17 protein-coding genes are annotated in these 20,972 nt (G+C 71.3%); 6 read left to right on the plus strand and 11 right to left on the minus strand.

Annotation, left to right across the window (positions count from 1 at the left end):
* Positions 1 to 4: 4 nt before the first annotated feature.
* From ASD35_RS22755 to ASD35_RS22770, 4 genes are read right to left on the minus strand one after another with little or no spacing between them, the layout of a single operon-like run.
* Positions 5 to 1,240: a type II toxin-antitoxin system HipA family toxin gene (locus ASD35_RS22755; protein WP_235538430.1), complete on the minus strand. Its 1,236-nt coding sequence runs from the start codon at positions 1,238 to 1,240 to the stop codon at positions 5 to 7.
* A 44-nt stretch (positions 1,241 to 1,284) separates the two neighbouring features.
* The gene (locus tag ASD35_RS22760) at positions 1,285 to 1,653 is read right to left on the minus strand and encodes a helix-turn-helix domain-containing protein (RefSeq protein WP_056877195.1); all 369 of its coding nucleotides are present in this window, start codon (positions 1,651 to 1,653) and stop codon (positions 1,285 to 1,287) included.
* A gap of 36 nt (positions 1,654 to 1,689) precedes the next feature.
* Entirely contained in the window at positions 1,690 to 2,376 is a 687-nt protein-coding gene (ispD, locus tag ASD35_RS22765; protein WP_056877196.1) for a 2-C-methyl-D-erythritol 4-phosphate cytidylyltransferase, read from the minus strand.
* 11 nt (positions 2,377 to 2,387) lie between these two features.
* Entirely contained in the window at positions 2,388 to 3,128 is a 741-nt protein-coding gene (locus ASD35_RS22770; RefSeq protein ID WP_056877492.1) for a class II aldolase/adducin family protein, read from the minus strand.
* Positions 3,129 to 3,204: 76 nt separating this feature from the next.
* On the opposite strand from ASD35_RS22770, the gene ASD35_RS22775 reads away from it, so the two are divergent.
* Positions 3,205 to 4,242, plus strand: a complete 1,038-nt coding sequence (locus ASD35_RS22775) for an RNA methyltransferase (protein WP_056877197.1) — start codon at positions 3,205 to 3,207, stop codon at positions 4,240 to 4,242.
* Between the two features lie 110 nt (positions 4,243 to 4,352).
* Positions 4,353 to 4,952, plus strand: coding sequence for a chalcone isomerase family protein (locus ASD35_RS22780; protein WP_056877198.1), 600 nt, complete (start codon positions 4,353 to 4,355; stop codon positions 4,950 to 4,952).
* 17 nt (positions 4,953 to 4,969) lie between these two features.
* On the opposite strand, the gene ASD35_RS22785 is transcribed toward ASD35_RS22780, so the two are convergent.
* Complete coding sequence (locus ASD35_RS22785; protein WP_157275714.1) at positions 4,970 to 5,491, minus strand: hypothetical protein; 522 nt, start codon at positions 5,489 to 5,491, stop codon at positions 4,970 to 4,972.
* A 118-nt stretch (positions 5,492 to 5,609) separates the two neighbouring features.
* Positions 5,610 to 7,382 (minus strand): DUF885 family protein, encoded by a 1,773-nt coding sequence (locus tag ASD35_RS22790; RefSeq protein WP_056877200.1) that lies wholly within the window; start codon positions 7,380 to 7,382, stop codon positions 5,610 to 5,612.
* A gap of 119 nt (positions 7,383 to 7,501) precedes the next feature.
* On the opposite strand from ASD35_RS22790, the gene mfd reads away from it, so the two are divergent.
* Together mfd and ASD35_RS22800 are read left to right on the plus strand one after the other, a co-directional pair.
* On the plus strand, positions 7,502 to 10,957 hold the full coding sequence (gene mfd / locus ASD35_RS22795) for a transcription-repair coupling factor (RefSeq protein ID WP_056877201.1): 3,456 nt from the start codon (positions 7,502 to 7,504) through the stop codon (positions 10,955 to 10,957).
* 62 nt (positions 10,958 to 11,019) lie between these two features.
* Complete coding sequence (locus tag ASD35_RS22800) at positions 11,020 to 11,559, plus strand: PEP-CTERM sorting domain-containing protein (protein ID WP_056877202.1); 540 nt, start codon at positions 11,020 to 11,022, stop codon at positions 11,557 to 11,559.
* Here the strand turns inward: ASD35_RS22800 and ASD35_RS22805 are convergent.
* Positions 11,556 to 14,456, minus strand: coding sequence for an AAA family ATPase (locus tag ASD35_RS22805; protein WP_056877203.1), 2,901 nt, complete (start codon positions 14,454 to 14,456; stop codon positions 11,556 to 11,558). The two genes, ASD35_RS22800 and ASD35_RS22805, sit on opposite strands and share 4 nt — an antisense overlap.
* 31 nt (positions 14,457 to 14,487) lie before the next feature.
* A complete protein-coding gene (locus tag ASD35_RS22810; RefSeq protein ID WP_056877204.1) occupies positions 14,488 to 15,252 on the minus strand; it encodes a PEP-CTERM sorting domain-containing protein in 765 nt (254 codons plus the stop codon).
* A 172-nt stretch (positions 15,253 to 15,424) separates the two neighbouring features.
* Between ASD35_RS22810 and serB the strand changes: the two genes are divergently transcribed.
* Entirely contained in the window at positions 15,425 to 16,135 is a 711-nt protein-coding gene (serB, locus tag ASD35_RS22815; RefSeq protein WP_056877205.1) for a phosphoserine phosphatase SerB, read from the plus strand.
* Positions 16,132 to 16,863, plus strand: a complete 732-nt coding sequence (locus ASD35_RS22820; protein WP_056877206.1) for an ABC transporter substrate-binding protein — start codon at positions 16,132 to 16,134, stop codon at positions 16,861 to 16,863. Before serB ends, ASD35_RS22820 begins: the two co-directional genes overlap by 4 nt.
* Here the strand turns inward: ASD35_RS22820 and ASD35_RS22825 are convergent.
* Genes ASD35_RS22825 through ASD35_RS22835 form a run of 3 tightly spaced genes read right to left on the minus strand, consistent with a single transcriptional unit; the run spans position 16,854 to position 20,821 of the window.
* Complete coding sequence (locus ASD35_RS22825; protein WP_056877207.1) at positions 16,854 to 17,678, minus strand: PEP-CTERM sorting domain-containing protein; 825 nt, start codon at positions 17,676 to 17,678, stop codon at positions 16,854 to 16,856. The genes ASD35_RS22820 and ASD35_RS22825 overlap by 10 nt on opposite strands.
* Before the next feature lie 30 nt (positions 17,679 to 17,708).
* Complete coding sequence (locus tag ASD35_RS22830; protein WP_157275716.1) at positions 17,709 to 18,464, minus strand: hypothetical protein; 756 nt, start codon at positions 18,462 to 18,464, stop codon at positions 17,709 to 17,711.
* Between the two features lie 17 nt (positions 18,465 to 18,481).
* A complete protein-coding gene (locus ASD35_RS22835; protein WP_056877209.1) occupies positions 18,482 to 20,821 on the minus strand; it encodes a hypothetical protein in 2,340 nt (779 codons plus the stop codon).
* Positions 20,822 to 20,972 lie beyond the last annotated feature (151 nt).

Here is a 20,972-nt window from a genome sequence, read left to right on the forward strand (position 1 = left end):
GAGGTCAGGCCGCCACCTGCCGCTGTTGCCGCAGGTGCTCGCGGTCGATCTGCTCGGCCAGCAGCGCCACGTCGCCTGCGCGGACCCCTGCGGCGCGGAAATGCGCCTGCCAGCCGTCCACCACCGCCGCCACGCGCCGCGCCTCGGCCGCAGCCTCCTTGACCTTGAGCCCGAAGGCCGCGGCCTCGGACATTGCGTTGGCGAGCGTCGAGTCCGCCATGTCGCGGCCCACGCGCATCTGCTGGTAGCCCAGCGCCTGGCCTGAGGGCAGCACGTCGAATGCGGGCGACAGCAGGTAGTCACCGGCATCGTTCATCAGCAGCGCGTGGTTCTTCTCGTGGTCATCGGTGTTGTCGATGAGGATGTTGAACACCATGCGGCGGAACAGTTCACGTCGGTCCGCGGTGCTGCGACCCTCGGCCAGCGCGCCGCGCCGCCGCAACAGTTGCGCGAGCTCCGGATAGCCCATGGCCTCGCCCGCCGCACGCAGCGCGACGAATGCGGACAGCGCGTGAACGCGCTGCCCTGGCGCCCGGTCGAAGCGACGCACTGCCACCGCATGTCGTCCGCCTGGCAACGGCAGCGGGCGGGTTTCGGCAGGGGTGATGCCCGCCTTGGCCGCAAGGGTCATCGTCGCGTGCTCGATCAGCGGCATGTCGAGCGCTTCGCCCAGCTCGGAGAACTTCAGCACCCAGGGGTGGCCGTCCAGTGAGATGAGCGCCTTGGGTCGCGCGCCGCCCAGCGTGGCGCCAGGCGCGATGAGGCGCTGCAGGGCTGGCTGCACCGGCTGGCCGGCCTGCACCTGCCGCACCAGTTCGTCGATGGTGGCGAGGTCCCCCAGCGCCGGCAGCGGGCCGAACGGGCGCGGCATGTAGACGTCGGGCGACGTGGACACGCCGAGCGCGCCAAAGCGCTCGTCGCCCGCAAAGAACAGGTAGTCCAGCAACGCCAGCCGCGGCGGCTTGTCTATGAACCGGATGACCCGCTCGCCCCAGCGGTCCGGCCGGGCGTCATCCACCGCGCCAGCGACGGCTTCACGCTGCTCGGGCAGCCATTCCTGGTCGAGCAGGGGCAGGTCCTCGCTCAGCGCAAAGCCGTGACGCAGCCAGGACGGCGCGTAGCGCAGCGACACGCCCTTGCTCGCCTGCACCATCGCCAGCGTGCCCACCCAGCGCGGCTGCGCCGGCTGGCCGAGCCACCAGAGGAAGAGCGTGGCGGAGGGCACGTAAGGGGCGTTCACCGGGTGAGCCCCGCCAGGCGGACGGGGCGGCCCGGCGGGAGCGCTCATCCGCCCTCCTCGTCGCCACGCTGCAGGCGTGCGCTGAGCGAGGCGGGCTTGCGGACCGCGCGCGCCTGCGCCGCCCTCACCTCGCTCTCGAGCGCGCCGAGGTCATGCACGGGGGCAGCGAGTTCAGCGAGCGCCGCCGAGCGGCCGATCAACCACAGTGCCGTCGCATAGGCCGCCATCGATACCGACGGGTCGCCCTTTTCCATGCGCGCCAGCGTGGGCTCTGTCACGCCGACGCGCTCGGCCCACGCCCTGCGCGATGCCAGCCGGCGCTTGCGCGCCACGGCCAGGTGATCGCCCAGGGTGCGCAACTGCGCAAGCACCGCGGGGGGCATGGATTGCAGCGCGCTGGATTGCTTCGGCATTCATAGAATGTAGCAAACCACGGAAAATACACAAATCTATTTGTTCTCAAGAAGGCGGCGCGCCAGCTCGAAGTCTTCCGGCCATGTCACCTTGAAGTTGCCCATCGACGTGCGCACCAGGCGCGGCGCGAGGCCCAACGCTTCGACCGCACTGGCTTCGTCGGTCGCGGCAGCGCCCAGCGCAGCCAGTGCGCGCTGGACCAGGCCTGCGCGGAACATCTGCGGCGTCTGCGCGGCCCATTTGTCGCGACGGTCCACCGTCGCGGTGACGCGCCCCCCGGCATCGCCGGCCTTCAGCGTGTCGGCGATGGGTTGGGCCAGCAGGCCGCCGACGGCGTCGTGCTGGCAGGCGTCGATCAGCGCATCGACCCACTCGGGCCGCAGCAGGCAGCGGGCGGCGTCGTGCACCAGCACCCAGTCGTCGTCGGCCGCACCGCGGCGGCGGAGTTCGGCCAGGCCGCCCAGCACGCTTTCCGCGCGGCTGGCGCCCCCCACGCGGGCCACCCAGCCTGCATAGCCCGGCAGCGCAGCCTCGAAGCGTTCATCGTCGGGCGACAGCACCACCAGCGTCTGCGCCAGCCGCGGCACCTCGGCCAGCGCGGCCAGCGTGTGCGCCAGCATCGGCCGGCCGGCGATCTCGACGTACTGCTTGGGCATGCCGGCGCCGGAGCGCTCGCCGACGCCGGCAGCGGGGACGAGGGCGAAAAAGCGGGGATTCGTCATCCCCGGCATTCTCAGGCGTCGTGCCCGGGGTTCTGACGCCTGAGCCGCCGCAGCAGGCCGGGCCAGGCCAGCTCCGCGCCCGAGCCGCGCATGACCTTGTCGCTTTGCGCGCGGATGCCCGCAAGGATCTGCGGCGGGATGCGGATCAGCTCACCGCCGCCGGCCTGCGCGGCGATCTGGATCTCGCAGGCGCGCTGCAGCATGAACATCTTCAGGAAGGTGTCCGCGGCGCTGTGGCCCAGCGTCAGCAGGCCGTGGTTGCGCAGCAGCATCAGCGAGGCGCGGCCGAGGTCGGCGACCAGGCGGGCCTTCTCGTCGGGATTCAGCGCCACGCCTTCGTAGTCGTGATAGCTCAGGCTGGCGAGCGGGAACAGGCTGTGCTGCGAGATAGGCAGCAGGCCCTCGCGCTGCGCGCTGACCGCCACGCCGGCCACCGTGTGCAGGTGCATGACGAACTTCGCGTCCTCGCGCGCCTCGTGCACGGCGCTGTGGATGATGAAGCCGGCCGGGTTGACGCCGTGGTCGCTGGGTGCGACCTTCTCGCCGGCCTCGTCGACCTTCACGAGGCTGCTGGCCGTGATCTCCTCGAACATCATCCCGTAGGGGTTGATGAGGAAGTGGTGCTCGGGGCCGGGCACGCGGGCGGAGATGTGCGTGAAGATGAGGTCGTCCCAGCCGTGCAGCGCGGCCAGGCGGTACAGCGCCGCCAGGTCGCAGCGGGCGGCCCATTCCTCCGGGGCGCAATAGGGCATCACGGGCGTCTCCTCGTCAAAAGGCGTGGGCCAGCATAGCGTCGACAATCCCGGCGCTGCTGTCACCTCCGTTCCCATGCTGATTGCCGACCTCCGCCAGCGCCTGAGCGCGCTCGGCGCCAATCCCGCCCATGAAAGCCGCGTGCTGCGCCACTGGGTGCGCGCGCTGCCGCTGGATGCCGGCAAGCAGCCGCTGCAGGGCTGGCTGCCCAAGGCCGTCATGGCGGCGCTGCCGGGGCTGATGGCGGAGCTGGACGGCCTCGTCCAGCTGCGCAGCGAGCATGCCGGCGGCGACGGCACGTCGGCGCGGCTGCTGCTGGGGCTGGCCGACGGCCAGACGGTTGAGACGGTGCTGCTGCCGCGCGAAGGCGTCTGCGTGTCCAGCCAGGTCGGCTGCGCGGTGGGCTGCCGGTTCTGCATGACGGGCGTGGACGGCCTGATACGCCAGGTCGGCAGCGCCGAGATCGTGGCCCAGGTGGTGCTGGCGCGGCGCAAGCGGGCGGCGCTGCGCAAGGTCGTCTTCATGGGCATGGGCGAGCCCTCGCACAACCTCGCCAATGTGCTGGACGCCATCGAGCTGCTGGGCACCGAGGGCGGCTTCGCGCACAAGCAGCTGGTGTTCTCCACCGTCGGCGACGAGCGCGCCTTCGCGGCCCTGCAGGCCGCGCGCGTGAAGCCGGCGCTGGCGCTGTCGCTCCACACGACCGATGCCGCCAAGCGCGAACAGCTGCTGCCGCGCGCGCCGCGGCTGACGCCCGAGCAACTGGTCGAAGCCGCCGAGGCCTACGCCCGCGCCAGCGGCTATCCGGTGCAGTACCAGTGGACGCTGCTGGAGGGCGTCAATGACGACGAAGCCGAGCTGGACGGCATCGTGCGGCTGCTGCATGGCCGCTACGGGCTGCTGAACATGATCCCGTACAACGAGGTGCCGGGCCTGGGCTTCACGCGGCCGAGCTGGGAGCGCGCCCGCGCCATCGCCGCCGAGCTGTCGCGCCGCGGCGTGCTGACCAAGCTGCGCGACTCGGCCGGCCAGGACGTCGAAGGCGGCTGCGGCCAGCTGCGCGCCCGCGAAGCCGTCGGCCGGCCGGCGCGGGTGGTGAGGATTCACGCCTGATATCCGCAGCCTCACCTGTCGAATGGCGATGGGTGCTGGCGATTCCAACCGCAGAATGCGGCACCGCATCGGCCCCGGCCGGTGTGAGAACACATCCATTCGGAGGAGAGATGACCCAATTTCAGACGCTGGCCCAGCGCGCGCGCATGGCACTCGTGATGGCCGGCACCGCCCTGTGCCTGCAGGCCGAGGCCGCGCCCACCGTCAACAAGTTCGAGCCCGCGGCGCAGGTGGGCGGCAGCGCGTTGCAGCTCAACGGCAAGGGCACGCGGGTGCGGCTGGTCTTCAAGGCCTACGACATGGGGCTGTACACCACCAAGCGCGTGGGCACGCCGGCGGAGCTGCTGGCGCTGCCTGGCGCGAAGCGGCTGCAGTTCATCGCATTGCGCGAGCTGCCGGGCACCGACCTTGGCCGCCTCTTCCTGCGCGGCATCAGCGACAACACGCCCGCCGCCCAACTGACCCGACACACGCTGGCGACGACGCGGCTCATCGAAATCTTCTCGGGCAAGCCCAAGCTGATGCCGGGCGACACCTTCGCGATGGACTTCGTCCCCGGCAAGGGCACGCAGTTCTACATCCAGGGCCAGGCGCAGGGCGAGCCGGTCGGCGACGACGAGTTCTTCACGCTGGTGCTGCGCATCTGGTTCGGCGACTCGCCGGCCGACAAGCCGTTGCGCGACGCGCTGCTGGACGGCGGCAAGGACTGACAGGCGCGCGTGCGTTCCTAGTTTCCGAGAACGATTCGCGCCAGCTCGAAGCGCGCACCGCCATCGCCTTGCGGGCTGACATGCACGACGCGGAACTGCCTGGCAGTGCCGGCGCGGAACTCGTATTCGCCGGCCGGCGGCACGCCCTCGTCGCAGCTGAGCTTGTCCGAATCCTTGGGTGGCTTCACGCGGGCGGCCGGCTCGCGGCAATCCAGCACCGCACCATGCCTGCCCAACGCCCTGGCGTAGAACGCGGCGACGCGGGCCGGCGAGTCGGCGACCTGGAACTTCATCACGTTGATGCGCAGGCCGAAGGAGCCAGCCCACGCACCGAACGACGCCGCGGGCGTATCGCCATGGCTTTCGCCGTTGGGCATGGCGCCTGGGTAGCCGGGCAGGCCGACGTCGGCCAGCGTGGCGTGCCCGCTGCCTTGCAGCCCGATGCTGAAAGCCTTGGCGTCGTCCGCCCAGGCGGGCGAGGCCGCCAGGCAGCCCCACCACAATCCGGCTGCGACACGGCGCGACATGCGTTGGCTCATCACGATCTCCTCGATGGATGAGCCGCAGCCTACGGAATAGCGGACGGCAAGCACGACCCGCGGGCGACGCACCGGCCGACGGCCCGGACAGGGTGCAGCCGGCGGCGACGGACGGCGCTCAGCGGCTGGCCGCCACCCACTCCTGCACCAGCTCCCGCAGCACCGGCAGCGGCACCTGCCCGGCCGTCAGCACGACGCGGTGGAAGCCCTTGACGTCGAACTTCGCGCCGAGCGCGGCTTCGGCCTCGGCGCGCAGCTTGCTGATCTCCAGCTGCCCGATCTTGTAGCCGAGCGCCTGGCCGGGCCAGACGATGTAGCGCTCGACTTCCGACACCACGTCGCTCTCCGCCATGGAGGAGTTGTCCAGCATGTACTGGATCGCGCGTTCGCGCGTCCAGCCCTTGTGGTGCAGGCCGGTGTCCACCACCAGCCGCATCGCGCGCAGCTGCTCGTCCGACAGGCGCCCGTACCACTGGTAGGGGTCGGTGAACAGGCCCAGCTCCTTGCCCAGGCTTTCGGCGTAGAGCGCCCAGCCTTCGACATAGGCGACGTAGAACGAACCGAAGCGGCGGAACTTGGGCAGGTTGGCGTCTTCCTGCGCGATGGAGACCTGGAAATGGTGGCCGGGCGAGGCCTCGTGCAGCGACAGCGTCTCCATGCCGAAGATGGGCTGGGCCTTCAGGTTGAAGGTGTTGACGTAGAACACGCCGGCGCGTGAGCCATCGGCCGACGGGCCCTGGTAGGACGCACCCGCGGCGCTCTCGGCGCGGAAGGCCTCGACCTCGCGCACCTCGTAGTCCGCCTTGGGCGCGATGTCGAACAGCTTGGGTGTCAGGCCGTTGATCTTCTTCTGCAGCTCGCGGTAGCCGGCCAGCAGGTCCTCGGGTTTGGTGTAGTAGTACTTCGGGTCGTCCTGCAGGTGCTTGAAGAAGGCCTTCAGGTCGCCCTGGAAGCCCACCTGCTTTCGCACGCCCTCCATCTCGCCGAGGATGCGCGCCACCTCCTTCAGCCCGATGTCGTGGATCTCGTCGGGCGTGAGCGCGACGGTGGTGGACTGCTGCACGCGGTGGGCGTACCAGGCCTTGCCGTCGGGCAGCGCGGACCAGGCCGTGCTGGCCCGCGCCCGCGGCATGTACTCGTCGCGCACGAAGGCCAGCAGGCGGCCGTAGGCCGGCAGCACCTGGGTGGAAAGCAGCTGGCGCATCCGCGCCGTGATGCGCTCGCGGTCGGCGGCCGGCACGGCTTCGGGGAAGTCCTTGATCGGCCCCCAGAACAGGCTCTTCTCGGGCTCGCTCACCGCCAGCGCCGTCAGCTGCGGCAGCACCTTGTCCATGACGGCACGCGGCTGCGTGACGCCGGCCTTCAGGCCCGCGCGCATGTTGGCAATGCTGCCGTCGAACACCGGCACGGCCAGCGCCAGCCGCTTGAGCCAGTCGTCGTAGTCCTTGGTCGTCTTGAAGGGCTGGATGGACTGGCCCGTGCCCATCTGGGCCAGGAAGCTGGGCAGCCCGCCGATCTGGCTGATGGGCTGCATCCACTCCGGAAAACGCTCGCCGGCCAGGTTCTGCTCCAGGTCGAGCTTGAGGATGCTGTAGGACACGCGGTCCTTGGGGTCGAGCTTGCGCCTGTCGAAACCGGCCAGCGCCTTGATCTGCGCCTGCAGCTCGCGCCGGGCCTGGGCGCGGTAGGCGGCGGTCGTGGTGTCGATGAGGCGGTCGTTGTAGCGCGGGTCGCCGAGAGACGTGGCGAGGATGGGCTGGCGCTGCAGCGTCAGCTCCCACTGGGCGTCCAGCCACCGGTGAAAGCGCTGGCTCTCGGTGGGGGCGGCGAAGGCGGGCAATGACAGGGACAGTGAGGTCGCGAGCAGGCTGATGGCGTGGCGGCGGCGCATGAAATCTCCGATGGGCAGTGCCGCGATGCTAGCCATGACCCCGCGCGCAGGCCAAAGGGCACGGGTTCCCTAGAATTCCGTCAGCCCCGCCCCGGGGCTGTCGTCGTTTGTAGGCCCCGATGAATCTGCCCTCGCTGCCGGCCATCCAGCCCGGCAAGAAGTTCACCCACCCCCGCCCCGTCGGTTCCGCCGACGCCCTGCTGCTCGCGCGCTTCGTGCAGCAGCAGCGCGACGCCGGGCGCATGGCCGCCATCTTCACCGCCGAACCGGGCGACACGCAGCGGCTGGAAGACGAGCTGAAGTTCTTCGCGCCCGAGCTGAAGGTGGCCGTGTTCCCGGACTGGGAGACGCTGCCCTATGACAGCTTCAGCCCGCACCAGGACCTGATCTCCGAACGGCTGGCCACGCTGTGGGAGCTGCTGCAGGCCAGCAAGAGCAAGACCATCGACGTCGTGCTGATGCCGGCGTCGACGGCGCTGACGCGGCTGGCGCCGCCGAGCTTCCTCGCCGGCACCACCTTCAACTTCAAGCTGAAAGCCAGGCTGGACGAGGCCTCGCTGCGTTCGCAGCTCACGCTGGCCGGCTACACGAACGTCAGCCAGGTCGTGCAGCCCGGCGAGTACGCCGTGCGCGGCGGCCTCATCGACCTGTTCCCGATGGGCTCGGCCGTGCCCTACCGCGTGGACCTGTTCGGCGACGAGGTGGACTCCATCCGCACCTTCGACCCCGACACGCAGCGCAGCCTGTACCCGGTGCCCGACGTGCGCCTGCTGCCGGGCCGCGAGTTCCCGATGGACGACGCGGCGCGCAAGAAGTTCCGCGAGCGCTGGCGCGAGAAGATGGACGGCGACCCGACCAAGTCGCGCATCTACCGCGACATCGGCGACGGCATGGCCTCGGGCGGCATCGAGTACTACCTGCCCATCTTCTTCGAGCAGACGGCCACGGTCTTCGACTACCTGGGCGCCGAGGCCGGCCTGGCGCTGCACGGCGAGGTGGACGAGGCCATCCAGCGCTTCTGGACCGACACCAAGGAACGCCACCGCTTCCTGCAGCACGACCCCGAGCGGCCGCTGCTGCCGCCCCAGGAGATCTTCCTCACGGCGGAGGACTTCTTCGGCCTCACCAAGCCGCATGCGGTGCTGTCGGTGCGAGGGTCGGACCCGGTCGAGTTCGCGCGGCCGCTGCCGGACATCAGCGTCGAGCGCGGCGCGCAGGAGCCGTTGGCGCGCCTGTACCAGCATCTGCAGAGCACGCCGCACCGCGTGCTGCTGCTGGCCGAAAGCGAAGGCCGGCGCGAGAGCCTGCTGGAGCAGTTGCGCGACCACAAGATCGACCCGCCGCTGGTGAAGAGCCTGGCGGAGTTCCAGGCCAGCGACGAGAAGTACGCGATCGCCGCGGCACCGCTGGCCGAGGGCTTCTTCTGGACCGACGCGCAGCACCCGCTGCAACTGTTCACCGAGACCGAACTCTTCGCGACGACGCCGACGACGCGCCGCCGCCGCAAGCAGGAGCAGGTCAGCGACGTCAACGCGCTGATCAAGGACTTGTCGGAGCTGAAGGTGGGCGACCCGGTCGTGCACATCAACCACGGCATCGGGCGCTACCAGGGCCTCATCAACATCGACGTGGGCGACGGCAGCTCCGAGTTCCTGCACCTGGAGTACGCCGACAAGGCCACGCTCTACGTGCCGGTGGCGCAGCTGCACCTGATCGGCCGCTACACCGGCGTGTCGCCCGAGGAAGCACCGCTGCACAAGCTGGGCTCGGGCCAGTGGGAAAAGGCCAAGCGCAAGGCCGCCGAGCAGGTGCGCGACACGGCCGCCGAACTGCTGAACCTCTACGCCCGCCGCGCCGCCCGCGAGGGCCATGCCTTCCGCTACTCGGGCCAGGACTACGAGGCCTTTGCCGCGTCCTTCGGCTTCGAGGAAACGCCCGACCAGCGCGCCGCCATCCACGCGGTCATCCAGGACATGATTTCGCCCAAGCCCATGGACCGCCTGGTCTGCGGCGACGTGGGCTTCGGCAAGACCGAGGTGGCGCTGCGCGCGGCCTTTGTCGCGGTGATGGGCGGCAAGCAGGTCGCCATCCTGGCACCCACCACGCTGCTGGCCGAGCAGCATTTCCAGAACATCTCGGACCGCTTCGGCGCCTGGCCGGTCAAGGTCGCCGAGATGAGCCGCTTCCGCTCGGCCAAGGAGATCAAGGCGGCGATGGAGGGCATCGCCGACGGCTCCATCGACATCGTCGTCGGCACGCACAAGCTGCTCTCAGCGGAGGTCAAGTTCAACCGCCTTGGCCTCTTGGTCATCGACGAGGAGCACCGCTTCGGCGTGCGCCACAAGGAGGCGATGAAGGCGATGCGCGCCGAGGTCGACGTGTTGACCCTCACCGCCACACCGATCCCGAGAACCTTGGGCATGGCGCTGGAAGGCCTGCGCGACCTGAGCGTGATCGCCACCGCGCCGCAACGCCGCCTGGCCATCAAGACCTTCGTGCGCGCCGAGAGCAGCGGCACCATCCGCGAGGCGGTGCTGCGCGAGTTGAAGCGCGGCGGCCAGGTCTACTTCCTGCACAACGAGGTCGAGACCATCGAGAACCGGCGCCAGAAGCTCGAAGAGCTGGTGCCCGAGGCGCGCATCATCGTGGCGCACGGCCAGATGCCCGAGCGCGAGCTGGAGCGCGTCATGCGCGAGTTCGTGGCCGGCAAGCACAACCTGCTGCTGTGCTCCACCATCATCGAGACCGGCATCGACGTGCCGAGCGCCAACACCATCGTCATCAGCCGCGCCGACAAGTTCGGCCTGGCGCAGTTGCACCAGCTGCGCGGCCGCGTCGGCCGTTCGCACCACCAGGCCTACGCCTACCTGATGGTGCCGGACCTGCAAGGCCTGACCAAGCAGGCGCTGCAGCGGCTGGACGCCATCCAGGCGATGGAGGAACTGGGCTCGGGCTTCTACCTGGCCATGCACGACCTGGAGATTCGCGGCGCCGGCGAGATGCTGGGCGAGAACCAGAGCGGCAACATGATGGAGGTGGGCTTCCAGCTCTACAACGACATGCTGGCCGAGGCCGTGCGGTCGCTGAAGGCCGGCCGCGAGCCGGACCTGCTGTCGCCCTTCGCCGCGACCACCGAGATCAACCTGCACGCACCGGCGCTGCTGCCCGACGCCTACTGCGGCGACGTGCAGGTGCGGCTGTCGCTCTACAAGCGGCTGGCCACGGCAGAGAAGAACGAGCAGATCGACGCGATGCTCGAGGAAGTCACCGACCGCTTCGGCAAGCTGCCCACGCAAGGCCAGACGCTGTTCGACACGCACCGCCTGCGCGTGCTGGCCAGGCCTTACGGCGTCAGCAAGATCGACGCGGCCCCGGCGCTGATCAACATCAACTTCCACAAGGACGCACCCATCGACCCGCTGCGCGTGATCGAGCTGGTGCAGAAGAACCGCAACATCAAGCTTGTAGGTAACGAGAAGTTGCGCATTGAAAAGGTTCTCAGCAACCCGCAGGACCGCGCCCAGGCGGTGAGAGAGGTTTTGCGGTTACTCGGGAAACCAATTCAACCGAACTAGGGACTGCGGGCGCGGTGGCGGCTGCCTAGAGTGCCGCCACAACTCGTTGGAGACCCCCTCTCATGAAAAAGCTTCTCGCCCTGGCTGCGCTGCTGCCCACCTTGGCCAGTGCCGCTGGCCTGCTCGATTCCACCGTGAACGTGCATTACCACTTCGTCGACGGGTCGCAGACCGTGAACACGCTCGACAAGGTCGTGGTGGGCGCCGGTGTCGAGCTGACCTGCTCGAGCAGCGCCGACCTCTGCAACGTGCTGACCGCGCCGACGCAGAGCCTGGACTTCAGCGAGAACGCCATCCGCTACGCCTACGTGGGCGGCGGCGCGGACTTCATGGACGTGCAGCACAACCGGTTCCAGTTCACGTCCCTCTACGGCGACGACACGGCCATCACCGGCGTGCAGCTCTCGACCAACATCGCCGGCCTGGACGCCTCCCGCGTCACGTTCGGGGACCACATGGTCAACGTTGACATGCGCGCGCTGCATGTGGGCGCCGATGCCTATTTCCAGCTCAGCCTCGTGACGGCCCCGGTGCCGGAACCCGCCAGCGCCGCGCTGCTGGTCGGCGGCCTCGCCTTGCTGGCGGCCCGGCGCCGCCGCTAGCGACCGGTCGACGCCAGCGCGGCGTCGGCACGGCCCAGCAGCTCGACGAAGCCCTGGCGCTGCGCCAGCTCCACGGCCTCCAGCAGCAGCGGCCGCGCCTCTTGCGCGGGCAGGCCGCTCGCCTGCAGCAGCAACCCTTCGGCCAGCGGCTCCAGCAGGCCGGCGTCCCGTGCGATGGCGACCTGGCGCGCCGCGGCCGCCACGTCGCCGGCCAACCCATCCAGCCGCGCCAGGCGGATCAGCAACAGCGGATGGTGGCTGCGCGGCAGCAGCGCCCGCACGCGCGCCGCCAGCGCCGGGTCGGGCGGCAGGCCGCGGGCCTCGCGCACGAGGCCGCGCAGCCAGGACAGGTGCGATACGCGCAGCGGGTCGCGGCTGCCCGCCAACAGCGGTTCGGCAGCGGCCAGGTCGGCCTCGGCCAGCTCGATGCAGCCGCTCTGCCAGTACAGCCGCGCGCGCCGCGTCAGCGCCTCGGCCTCGAACAGCGCCGAGCCCTGCGCGCGGCCCAGGGCCAGCGCCTGGTCCAGCACGCCGCGCGCCTCGCCGTAGCGGCCGGCGCTGGTCAGCGTGAGGCCCAGCATCAAGAGCGACAGCGTTTCCGTGTGCGCCACGCCCTGCCAGCTCTGCAGGCTGCGCCGCGCCATCGCTTCTGCGCGCGGCAGGTCGCCCAGCGCCTGCAGCATGACGCCCAGGTCGCTCTCTATCGTCAGGCCGCGGCAGTAGTCCGGGTGGCGCGCCAGCAGCAGCTCGAAGGCGTCGCGCGCGGCGCGCACCTGGCCGCCGAACCAGTGGATCTGCCCCTCGTAGCTCAGCAGCGTGGGCCGTGCCGGCGCCAGCTGGCGCAGCTGCCCCAGCAGCGCCCAGGCGGCGGGGATGTCGGGCTCGCGCATGGCCAGCTCGATCAGCACCTCGCAGGCATTGCAGCGCTCGGCCAGCGGCAGGCGCGGCAGCAGCGGCCGCAGCCGCTCGGCCAGCGCGGCGGCGGCGGCCAGGTCGCCGGAGAACACCGCGTTGTCGACCAGGCCGGCCAGCGCCTGGCCCTCGATCTGCTCGCGCTGCGCCGGGTCGGCCACCGCACCGGCCAGCGCCAGCACCTGCTGCAGCGCCTGGCGGCCGGCCGGCAGGTCGTGCAGCAGCGCGCATTCGGCCAGGCTGAGCCGCGCCTGCAAGGCCAGCGCCGGCTCGCGCGACTCGGCCGCGATGCGCTGCCACAGCGCCTGCGCCTCCTCGTAGCGGCCGCGCAGCTTCTGCTGCGCCGCGCCGCGGTGCAGCCAGGCCAGCGCCGTCTGCGTCTCGCCGGCCGCCTGCCACAACGCGGCCACGGCCAGCGGCTCGGCGGCCCCTTCCGGTCGCGCGCCCAGCGCCAGCGCGGCCCGCTGGCGCAGCGACTGCGCCTCGAACGCCGGCAGCACGGCCAGCACCGCCTCGCGCACCAGGTCGTGCCGGCATTGCAGCGCGCCGTCGGGCTCCTCGCGCAACAGTGCGGCCTCCAGGGCCTGCCGGGCCGCGGTCAGCAGCTCGGCGTCCGGCACCGCGGCCACATGGCCCAGCACCGCCAGCGGCAGCGGCCGGGCCAGCATGGCAGCAGCGCCGATCAGGCCACGCGCCGCGGCGCTCAGGGCTTGCCAGCGCCGCAGCAGCAATTCGTGCACGCGCGGCGACACGGCCACGCCGTCGGCCCGCGCGCGCAGCAGCTCGCCCAGCACGAAGGCATTGCCGTGGCTCGCCGCCAGCAGCGCGGGCGCGTCGGCAGCGTCCTGGCCGGCGCGGCCCAGCAGCAGCTGCACCGCCTCCAGCGCCAGCCCGGGCAGCGGCAGGCAGCGCAGGTCCTGCTGCCGAGCCAGCCACTGGCGGTGATCGGCCGGCAGCTCTTCGCCCCGCGCCGCGCCGCGCCAGCGCAGCCTGCCGCGGTGGCTCAGCAGCGCCAGCAGCTCCAGGCTGGCTGCATCCACCCACTGCAGGTCGTCCACCAGCAGCAGCGGCCCCAGCGCCTCCAGCACGCGGGCCAGGCCTTCCAGCAGCCGGGCGCGGGCGCTCAAGGCGTCGAGCGGCGGCAGCGGCTCGTCGACGGCGAGCTCGGGCAGCAGCCGCGCCAGGTCCAGCCGGTAAGCGGCCAGCCCACGCTCGGGCTGGCGCAGCAGCGCACGCAGCACGTCCAGCCGCGGCAGCAGCAGCTCGACGATCGGCCGGTAGGGCATCTGCGCCAGGCCTTCGCGGCCTTGCAGCACGGGGGCACCGGGGAAAGCGGCTTTCAGCACGCTGGTCTTGCCGACGCCGGCCTCGCCCAGCAGCACCAGCGCGGGCGCTGTCTCGCGGCGGACGCGGCCCAGCCATTCGGCCCGGCCGCACAGCGCGTCGTCGTCGGTCTGCCGCGGCGCCGGGCCGTCGTCCAGCAGCGCCCGCAGCGGCGCCCGCCAAGCCGCGCTGCCGGCGCGTTGCAGCGCGCGGCGGGCGGCGTCGTCCCAGCGGCGCTGCAGCCGCGCGCCATGGCGATCGGCCCAGTCCCAGAACGTGTCCAGGCCGTCCGACCGGAAGCCTTGCAGCCAGGCCGCCGCCGGCCGCGCCAGCAATGCAGCGCCATCCGCTTCAAGGCAGGCCTGCTCCAGCAGCGCCAGGTCGCCCGGCAGGGTCAGGCAGATGCGCTGGCGCTCGGCCAGCAACGCGTCCCCCTGCCCGATGCCGTCCAGCCACTGGCGCAGCCGGTGCAGGTTGACGCGCAGGTGGTGGCGTGCCTGCTCACGCTCGGCATCGGGCCAGAACAGCGCCGCGAGTTGGCCGCGCTCCACCCAGTGGCCCGCGCAGGCCAGGTGGATGAGCAGGCAGCCCGGCAGCGTGGTGGGCAGCGGACGATCGGCCCCCTCGGCCTGCCAGGCCGGCACTCCCAGCAGCTTCAGCATGGCGCGCAGTGTGCCGCGACGCCCCGGCCGGTCAAGCGCGACGGCGCAGCCAGGCCAGGCCGACGCCCGCCATCCACAACAGCCAGGTCGACGGCTCGGGCACCGCCGCGGCCACCGGCGTCAGCGTGGCCGAGAAGTTGTCGAGGCTGAGGAATGCGCTGGCGCCGGCACAGCCGCTTGCGCTGCTGCAGCTGGTGCCGAGCGCATAGCGAAAGCCGGCGTAGATCGGCGCCGCGCCGGCACTGAAGTCGGGGCGCTGGGCGGAGCCCGCCACGGCCGGCACCCAGTCCGCCGCCGTGGCCTCGAAGGACCACCGGCGCGACAGGTAGGTGCCGATCTGCGCCTTGCTGCCCACGAAGTCGCTGCCGATGACGGTGTAGGTCACGCCGTCCTGCAGCAGGGCCGGGCGGATCTGGCCCAGTGAGTCGAAGGCAAAGCTGCTGGACAGCCCCTTGATGTCGGCGCTGAACGCCAGAGACAGCAGCCCGCCGGACACGGCCGGGTCGTACGCCGCCGCCGTGTAGAAGGCGCCGAGCCGGTTCACCGAGCTCGACACGCCGCCGCCCCGTGGCGTCGAGTAGCTGATGACCCAATGCGACCCGGGGTTGCCCAGGTTGGCGTCGATGACCATGGCGGCTTCCGCCGGCCCCTCGTCGGTGATGGCCAGCAGCGTCCAGTCGGCGGCGTTGAAGTCGCCGATCAGCAGGTTCAGGCCGGCGCTCGCGGCGGCGCTCTCTGCAGGGGCGGCAAAGGCGAGCACCAGGGCGGCGGCGGGCAGCAGGGCAAGGCGTGGCATGGGCGGTCTTTCGCATCAGGGTGCCTGGGCGCCAGGCGGGCCCAGGCACTTTGCAGCGCCAGCGTCTCAGGCCCGTCTCAGCCGGCGCCGACAGGGCGGCGCGACGGCCGGCTTCGCCGCTGAACACAACGGGATAATCCGGGACATCGACCGCCCGCTTCATCCCGACCTCGTGACCCTCCTTGCCTCTGACGCCCTCGTCCTGCGCGACGGCCCGGCGCTGCCGCCGCTCTCCCACTTCAAGCTCGCCGCCTTCGACATGGATTCGACGCTGATCAGCATCGAGTGCATCGACGAGATCGCCGCGCTGGCCGGCAAGGGCGAGCAGGTCGCCGCCATCACCGAGGCCGCCATGCGCGGCGAGATCACCGACTTCAAGGACAGCCTGCGCCGTCGCCTGGCGCTGCTGGCCGGCGTGCCGGCCGGCGTGCTGGACCGGGTGCTGGCCGAGCGCCTGACGTTCAACCCCGGTGCGCGCGAACTCTGTGCAGCGCTCAAGGCCGCGGGCCTCAAGCTCGTGCTGGTGTCCGGCGGCTTCACCTTCTTCACGCGCTTCGTCGCGGCCGAGCTGGGCATGGACTTCGTGCGCAGCAACGAGCTGGAGATCGAGGACGGTGCCCTCACCGGCCGGGTCGTCATGCAGGACTGGGGCGACATCTGCGACGGCGAGCAAAAGCGCCTGATGCTGCTGCAGAGCTGCGCGGCCATCGGCTGCCGCCCGGACCAGGCGATCGCCGTCGGCGACGGCGCCAACGACCTGCCGATGATGGGCGCGGCCGGCCTGTCGGTGGCCTACCGTGCCAAGCCCAAGGTGCGCGAGCAGGCTCGCATCGCCATCAACGAAGGTGGGCTCGACCGGCTGCTGGAGCTGCTGAGGCCGTGAAACCGCTGGCAGCGCCGCTGCTGGCCGCCGTGCTCACCGGCGCGGCCACGGCGCAGCCTGCCGCCGCCCCACCGCTGCGCTTCGTCGCCGCGACCAGCAACACCCTGCCCATCGCCGAGTTCGACGCCGGCGAACAGCTCGTCGGCGGCATCGCCAAGGACCTGGGCACCCTGATCGCCACGGGCCTGGGCCGGCCGGTCAGCTTCGTGCCGCTGCCGGCCTCGCGGGTCAGCGCCGCCCTGACGGCGGGCGAGGCCGACGCGGTCTGCTTCGTGCTGCCGCAGTGGCTGCAGGGTGATTTCCGCTGGACGCGCGGCCTGATTCCCGACGCCAGCCTCGTTGCCGCCCATGCCGACGCGCCGGCGCTGAAGAGCCTGGACGAGCTGGCCGGCACGCCGGTCGGCACGGTGCAGGGCTATCGCTATCCGCGCGTCGAGCAACTGCTGGAGAAGAGGCTCAAACGCGCGGACCAGCCCAGCATGGCCGCCAACCTGCGCGCGCTTGCGGCCGGCCGCGTGCGCTACGCGCTGGTGGAGAAGACCTCGCTGCAGTACTTCCTGCGCGGCCAGCCGGATGCGCCGGTGCGCACCGCCTGGGTCATCGACCGCTTCGACGCGCGCTGTGCCTTCTCGGCGCGCTCCGGCGTGCCGTTCGCCGAGGTGGCCCAGGTGCTGGACCGCCTCGTCAGCGACGGCAGCGTGGAGCGCGTGCTGGCGCGTTACCGCTGAAGGCGGCGCCGCGCGATCCCGCCGACGACCGCCAGGCCGGCCAGCATCAGCGCGTAGCTCTCGGGCTCCGGCACGGCCGCGACGGCCAGCACGTCCGACACGATGGGCGTGGTGTTGGAGGCGGCGATGGTGGTCCAGTTCGCGTTCGAGGCCAGCGCCGTCTTCAGCTCGGCCATCGAAGCGAACGGTGCATCGTTCGTCGTGACCTGGGCAGTGAACTGGGTGTAGCGCGTCGCGTCGGCACCGACCTTGTACTCGCGCAGCTGGATGCCGCTCAGGCCGGTGGCGGCCATCGGGTTGTCGGAGGTGGTGTAGGTGCCGCGGTTGGAGATGGCGCCCAGGAAGGTGATGGCCGACGGCTGGTAGTTGGTGGCGTAGGACGCGGCTTGGAAGGCGTAGAGGATGTCTCCACCGCTGGAAATGTTGGACGACGCGCCATTCAGATTGGTGACGACGCCATTGGCCGTGCCGCCCGCAGCGCCGGACTTGGCGGCGTATTGGCCGCTGACGCCCGTCCCACGCAGCGCGACGGAGGTGCCCGCGCTGACATCGGCGGCGGCCGTCCACGACCAGAACGTCTCGGCCGTCGTCGAGAACACGCCGGCCGCCGGCGTCGTCTGCAGCACGTTCGTGTCGGTGAAGTAGATGGTCGTGCCCGCCGCGATGTCGACGAAGCTGACGAAGGACCAGCCGCCCACCGTCGTGTTGCCGTTCACGCCGGTGAAGGCGAAGTCGGTCTGGGTCAGCGCGGTGCCGGCGGCCTGGGCGGCAAGGGTGGTGGCAGCGAGGGCGGTCAGGGTCAGGATGCGTTTCATGGGATGTCTCCGTGTGGTTGTGGTGGGGGATCAGCGGTTGCGGCGGCGCGCCATGGCGGCCACGGCCAGCAGGCCGGGCACGAGCAGCAGCGCGCTCGCCGGCTCGGGCACCGGGGCGGCGACGAGCACGAGGTTGTCGATGGACACGCCGTAGTAGCTGTCGCGGTTCGTCAGCGTGAAGCCGGCGATGTCGGCCGCGCCGCCCGTGCGGGCGAAGGCATAGCGGCCATCGCTGCGGCCGCCCAGGTCCACGGCCTCGACGAGGCTGCCGTCGGCGCGGAACAGGCTCAGCGTGACCGCGCCGCCATCGGCGTCGCGCAGCTGCAGCCCCAGCGCCGACACCGGCGAGGCGAAGCGGGCGGAGATGGCGCCGAAGCCGTCGGCGGCGCCGGCCAGCGGGCCCATGCCGAACAGCGCGGCGCCATCGGCGTCGCCATAGTGGTAGGCGCCCAGGTTGGCGCCGGCCGCGCCGGCCAGCAGCGCCAGGCCCGCCGTGGGGCTGCCGAAGCTGAGGTCGTCGAACCAGTCCTGCGCCACCTCGCCCGGCCGCGGCGCCTTGGCGACGGCCAGTTCCTGGCCGGCGAAGCGCTCGCCGAACTGGACGCCACCGCTGCTCAGCAGGCCATCGATGAGGACGCTGTCAAACGCGTTGGCGGCCAGCTCGGTGAAGCTGACGGTGGCGCCGCCGAGCGAGGCGTAGGCGACCTCGTCGGTCGCGCCGGCCTGTGCCGTGCCGGCGATGAGGCCCAGCAGCAGCGCGGCCAGGGGTCGGAGTCGGAATTTCATGGTTGGGGTTTCCTCGATCACCGGCCGCCGCCGACGATGCTGACGTTGTCGAAATCGGCCGTGACGGCCGTGCTGTTGCTGCCGGACGAAAGCGCCAGGCCGACGTACAGGCTGGGCACCGTCACGCTGACGTTGGTCTTCTCGGCCCAGGTGATGCCGTCGGTGGACGCGGCCGAATACAGCGCGTTGCCGCGCCGCTGCACACGCACCCACACCGGCGGCGTCGAGCTGGAGAAGCCGGCCAGGTTGGACTTGTTGTTGGCGTTGATGGCCGCGCGGATCTCGCCGGTGGAGGCATAGCGCGCCGTCCAGGCATAGACCGGCGTGCCCGTCAGCGCGTCGGCCGCCACCACGCCGGCGCGGGCAGAGTCGGCGCTGCCGCCCTGCGCGACGACGCGGGCCGTGAAGGTGAAGTCACCCGTGAGCGCCGTGTACTTGAAGTTGAAGGCATAAGGGCTGCCGGTGTTGATGACGCCCGCACCCGACAGCGTGTAGGTGCCCGTGGCCTGCGCGTAGCTCGCGGCCGGCACGGCAGCGGTGACCGCGCTGCTCAGCGTCAGCTCGCCACTGCCGTCTCCGCAGGGCAGCGTGGCGGTGCAGGCCGTGCCGGGGTTGGGCGCTGGGGCCGGGCTGGGCGAGGGACTGGGGCTTGGCGAGGGGCTTGGCGTGGGCGCCGGGCTGGGCGCGGGCGAGCTGGGCAGCGGCGCGGGCACGGGGCCGGCGACGGCATACAGGCCCAGCCGGCCGGCACCGGCCGACTGCTGCACGGCGCCGCGCGTGGCATCCGCGCTGCGCAGCGTGTAGGCATAGGGCGGCACCCAGTTCTGCTGGACCGGCAGGCCTTCGCAGCCCTGCAGTTGCACGTCCACGGCACCCGTCATCGGCTTGCCGTCGTCGCCCTTGTCGCTGATGAAGCGATGGCCCGAGCTGCGGAAGCTGATGGCGTCCCTGCCGCCGGCCAGCTTGCCGCAGACCTCGCGCGGCTTCAGGCCGGTGAACTCGTAGAAGTTGTTCTCCGAGATCACGTCGGACTGGTAGCGCACGTCCAGGCCGGAGGCGAACTTCCTGTCGACGTCGTCCGTCGTCGTGCTGCCGCTGAGCAGGTTGTTGTAGAGGTGCAGCTGGCCGAATCGCACCAGCGGCAGCCGGCTGTACGGGTGGTCCCACCAGTTGCCGGTCATCGTCACGTGCAGGCGGCCGGCGTCGCTCCAGGCGCGGCCGGCGTCGCCGTTGCCCACCAGCGTGGTCTTGTGGTGCTTGGTGAAGACGCTGTGGGACACCGTCACGTAGTCGCTGCCGCGGATGATGTCCAGCGCGCCGTCGTGGCGCGTGTCGCTGGCCAGCGAGTCGGGTGTGTCGCCGTCGCTGATCGTGACGTGGTCGATCCACACCTGCTGCGCCCGCGTGATGGCGATGCCGTCCATGTAGGCGTTGCCGCTGTCCTCGGGGTTCACGTCCCAGGGCGTATCGATCGCGAGGTTGCGCAGGATGATGTTGCGCGTCCAGGTCGGGTACAGCTCGGGGTCCTTGCCGGCGGCCACCCAGTTCTTGAAGTCGGCCTCGGGGCTGCCGCCGGGCGCCAGCGCGGCCTCGATGCCGATGAGGATCTGCGTGCCGGTGATGCGCGCCGGGCGGCCGTTGCTGTCGTTGATGCCCACCAACGTCGTGTTGGACGGGATGGAGAAGGAGCCGCCGTTCTTCTGGTCCAGGAAGCCCGTGTACTCCTCGAAAACCGTGTTGCCGTCACGCCAGCGGAAGTCGATGTGGCCGACGATGCGGATGATCTTGGGCTCGTTCTTCGCCTCGCGCAGCGCGGCCAGCAGCTGCTCCTTGTTGAACACGGTGTAGACGCGGTGGCCAGCGGCCGACGCGCCGCCGGTGACGCGCACCTTGCCCTTGCGCGACTGGCCGTGCCAGCCGATGTCGGGCGCGGTCTCGCGCTCGAAGCTCAGCTGTCCATTGGTCGGGTCCACGGTGGCGAACTGCCAGGCCGGCAGCTGCGGCGCGGCGCGGTAGTTGGCCGGGTTGTGCAGGCCGCTGAGGGTGGTCGGTGCGGCATAGCTGCGCGTGCCGGTGTCGAACAGCAGCGGCGCGCCCGGGTCGGTCAGGCTCAGCGCGTCGATGACGGGCGCGGGCGCCGGCGCGATGGGCCGCGGGTCGCGCACGGCCAATGCCTTGGCGGTCGCGGTCTCGGCGGTGGCGGTGCCCGTCGCATCGAGGCGGCCGGCACCGGCCTGCTCGCTGGACTGCTGCGCGGTGGCGAAGGTCGCGGCGTTCTCCTGGCCGCCCCCGCAGGCCAGCAGGCCGAGCGAGATGGACGAAGCCAGCAGGCCCAGCCTGGGCTTGCGTGAAGTCATGGCATGTCTCCTGGGCGCGCTCTTGTGGCGCGCGATGTGTGGTGTGTGCATGCCGCCCCCTGCGATGCGCCGGCCGCGGGCGGGCGCAGGCCCACCCGGCACCTGGCCCGTCAGGGGTCAGGCGCGCAGCGCATCAGCTTCAGGGACGGGG

Source organism: Pelomonas sp. Root1444, assembly GCF_001426885.1.
In the GTDB taxonomy this organism is placed as follows: domain Bacteria; phylum Pseudomonadota; class Gammaproteobacteria; order Burkholderiales; family Burkholderiaceae_C; genus Pelomonas.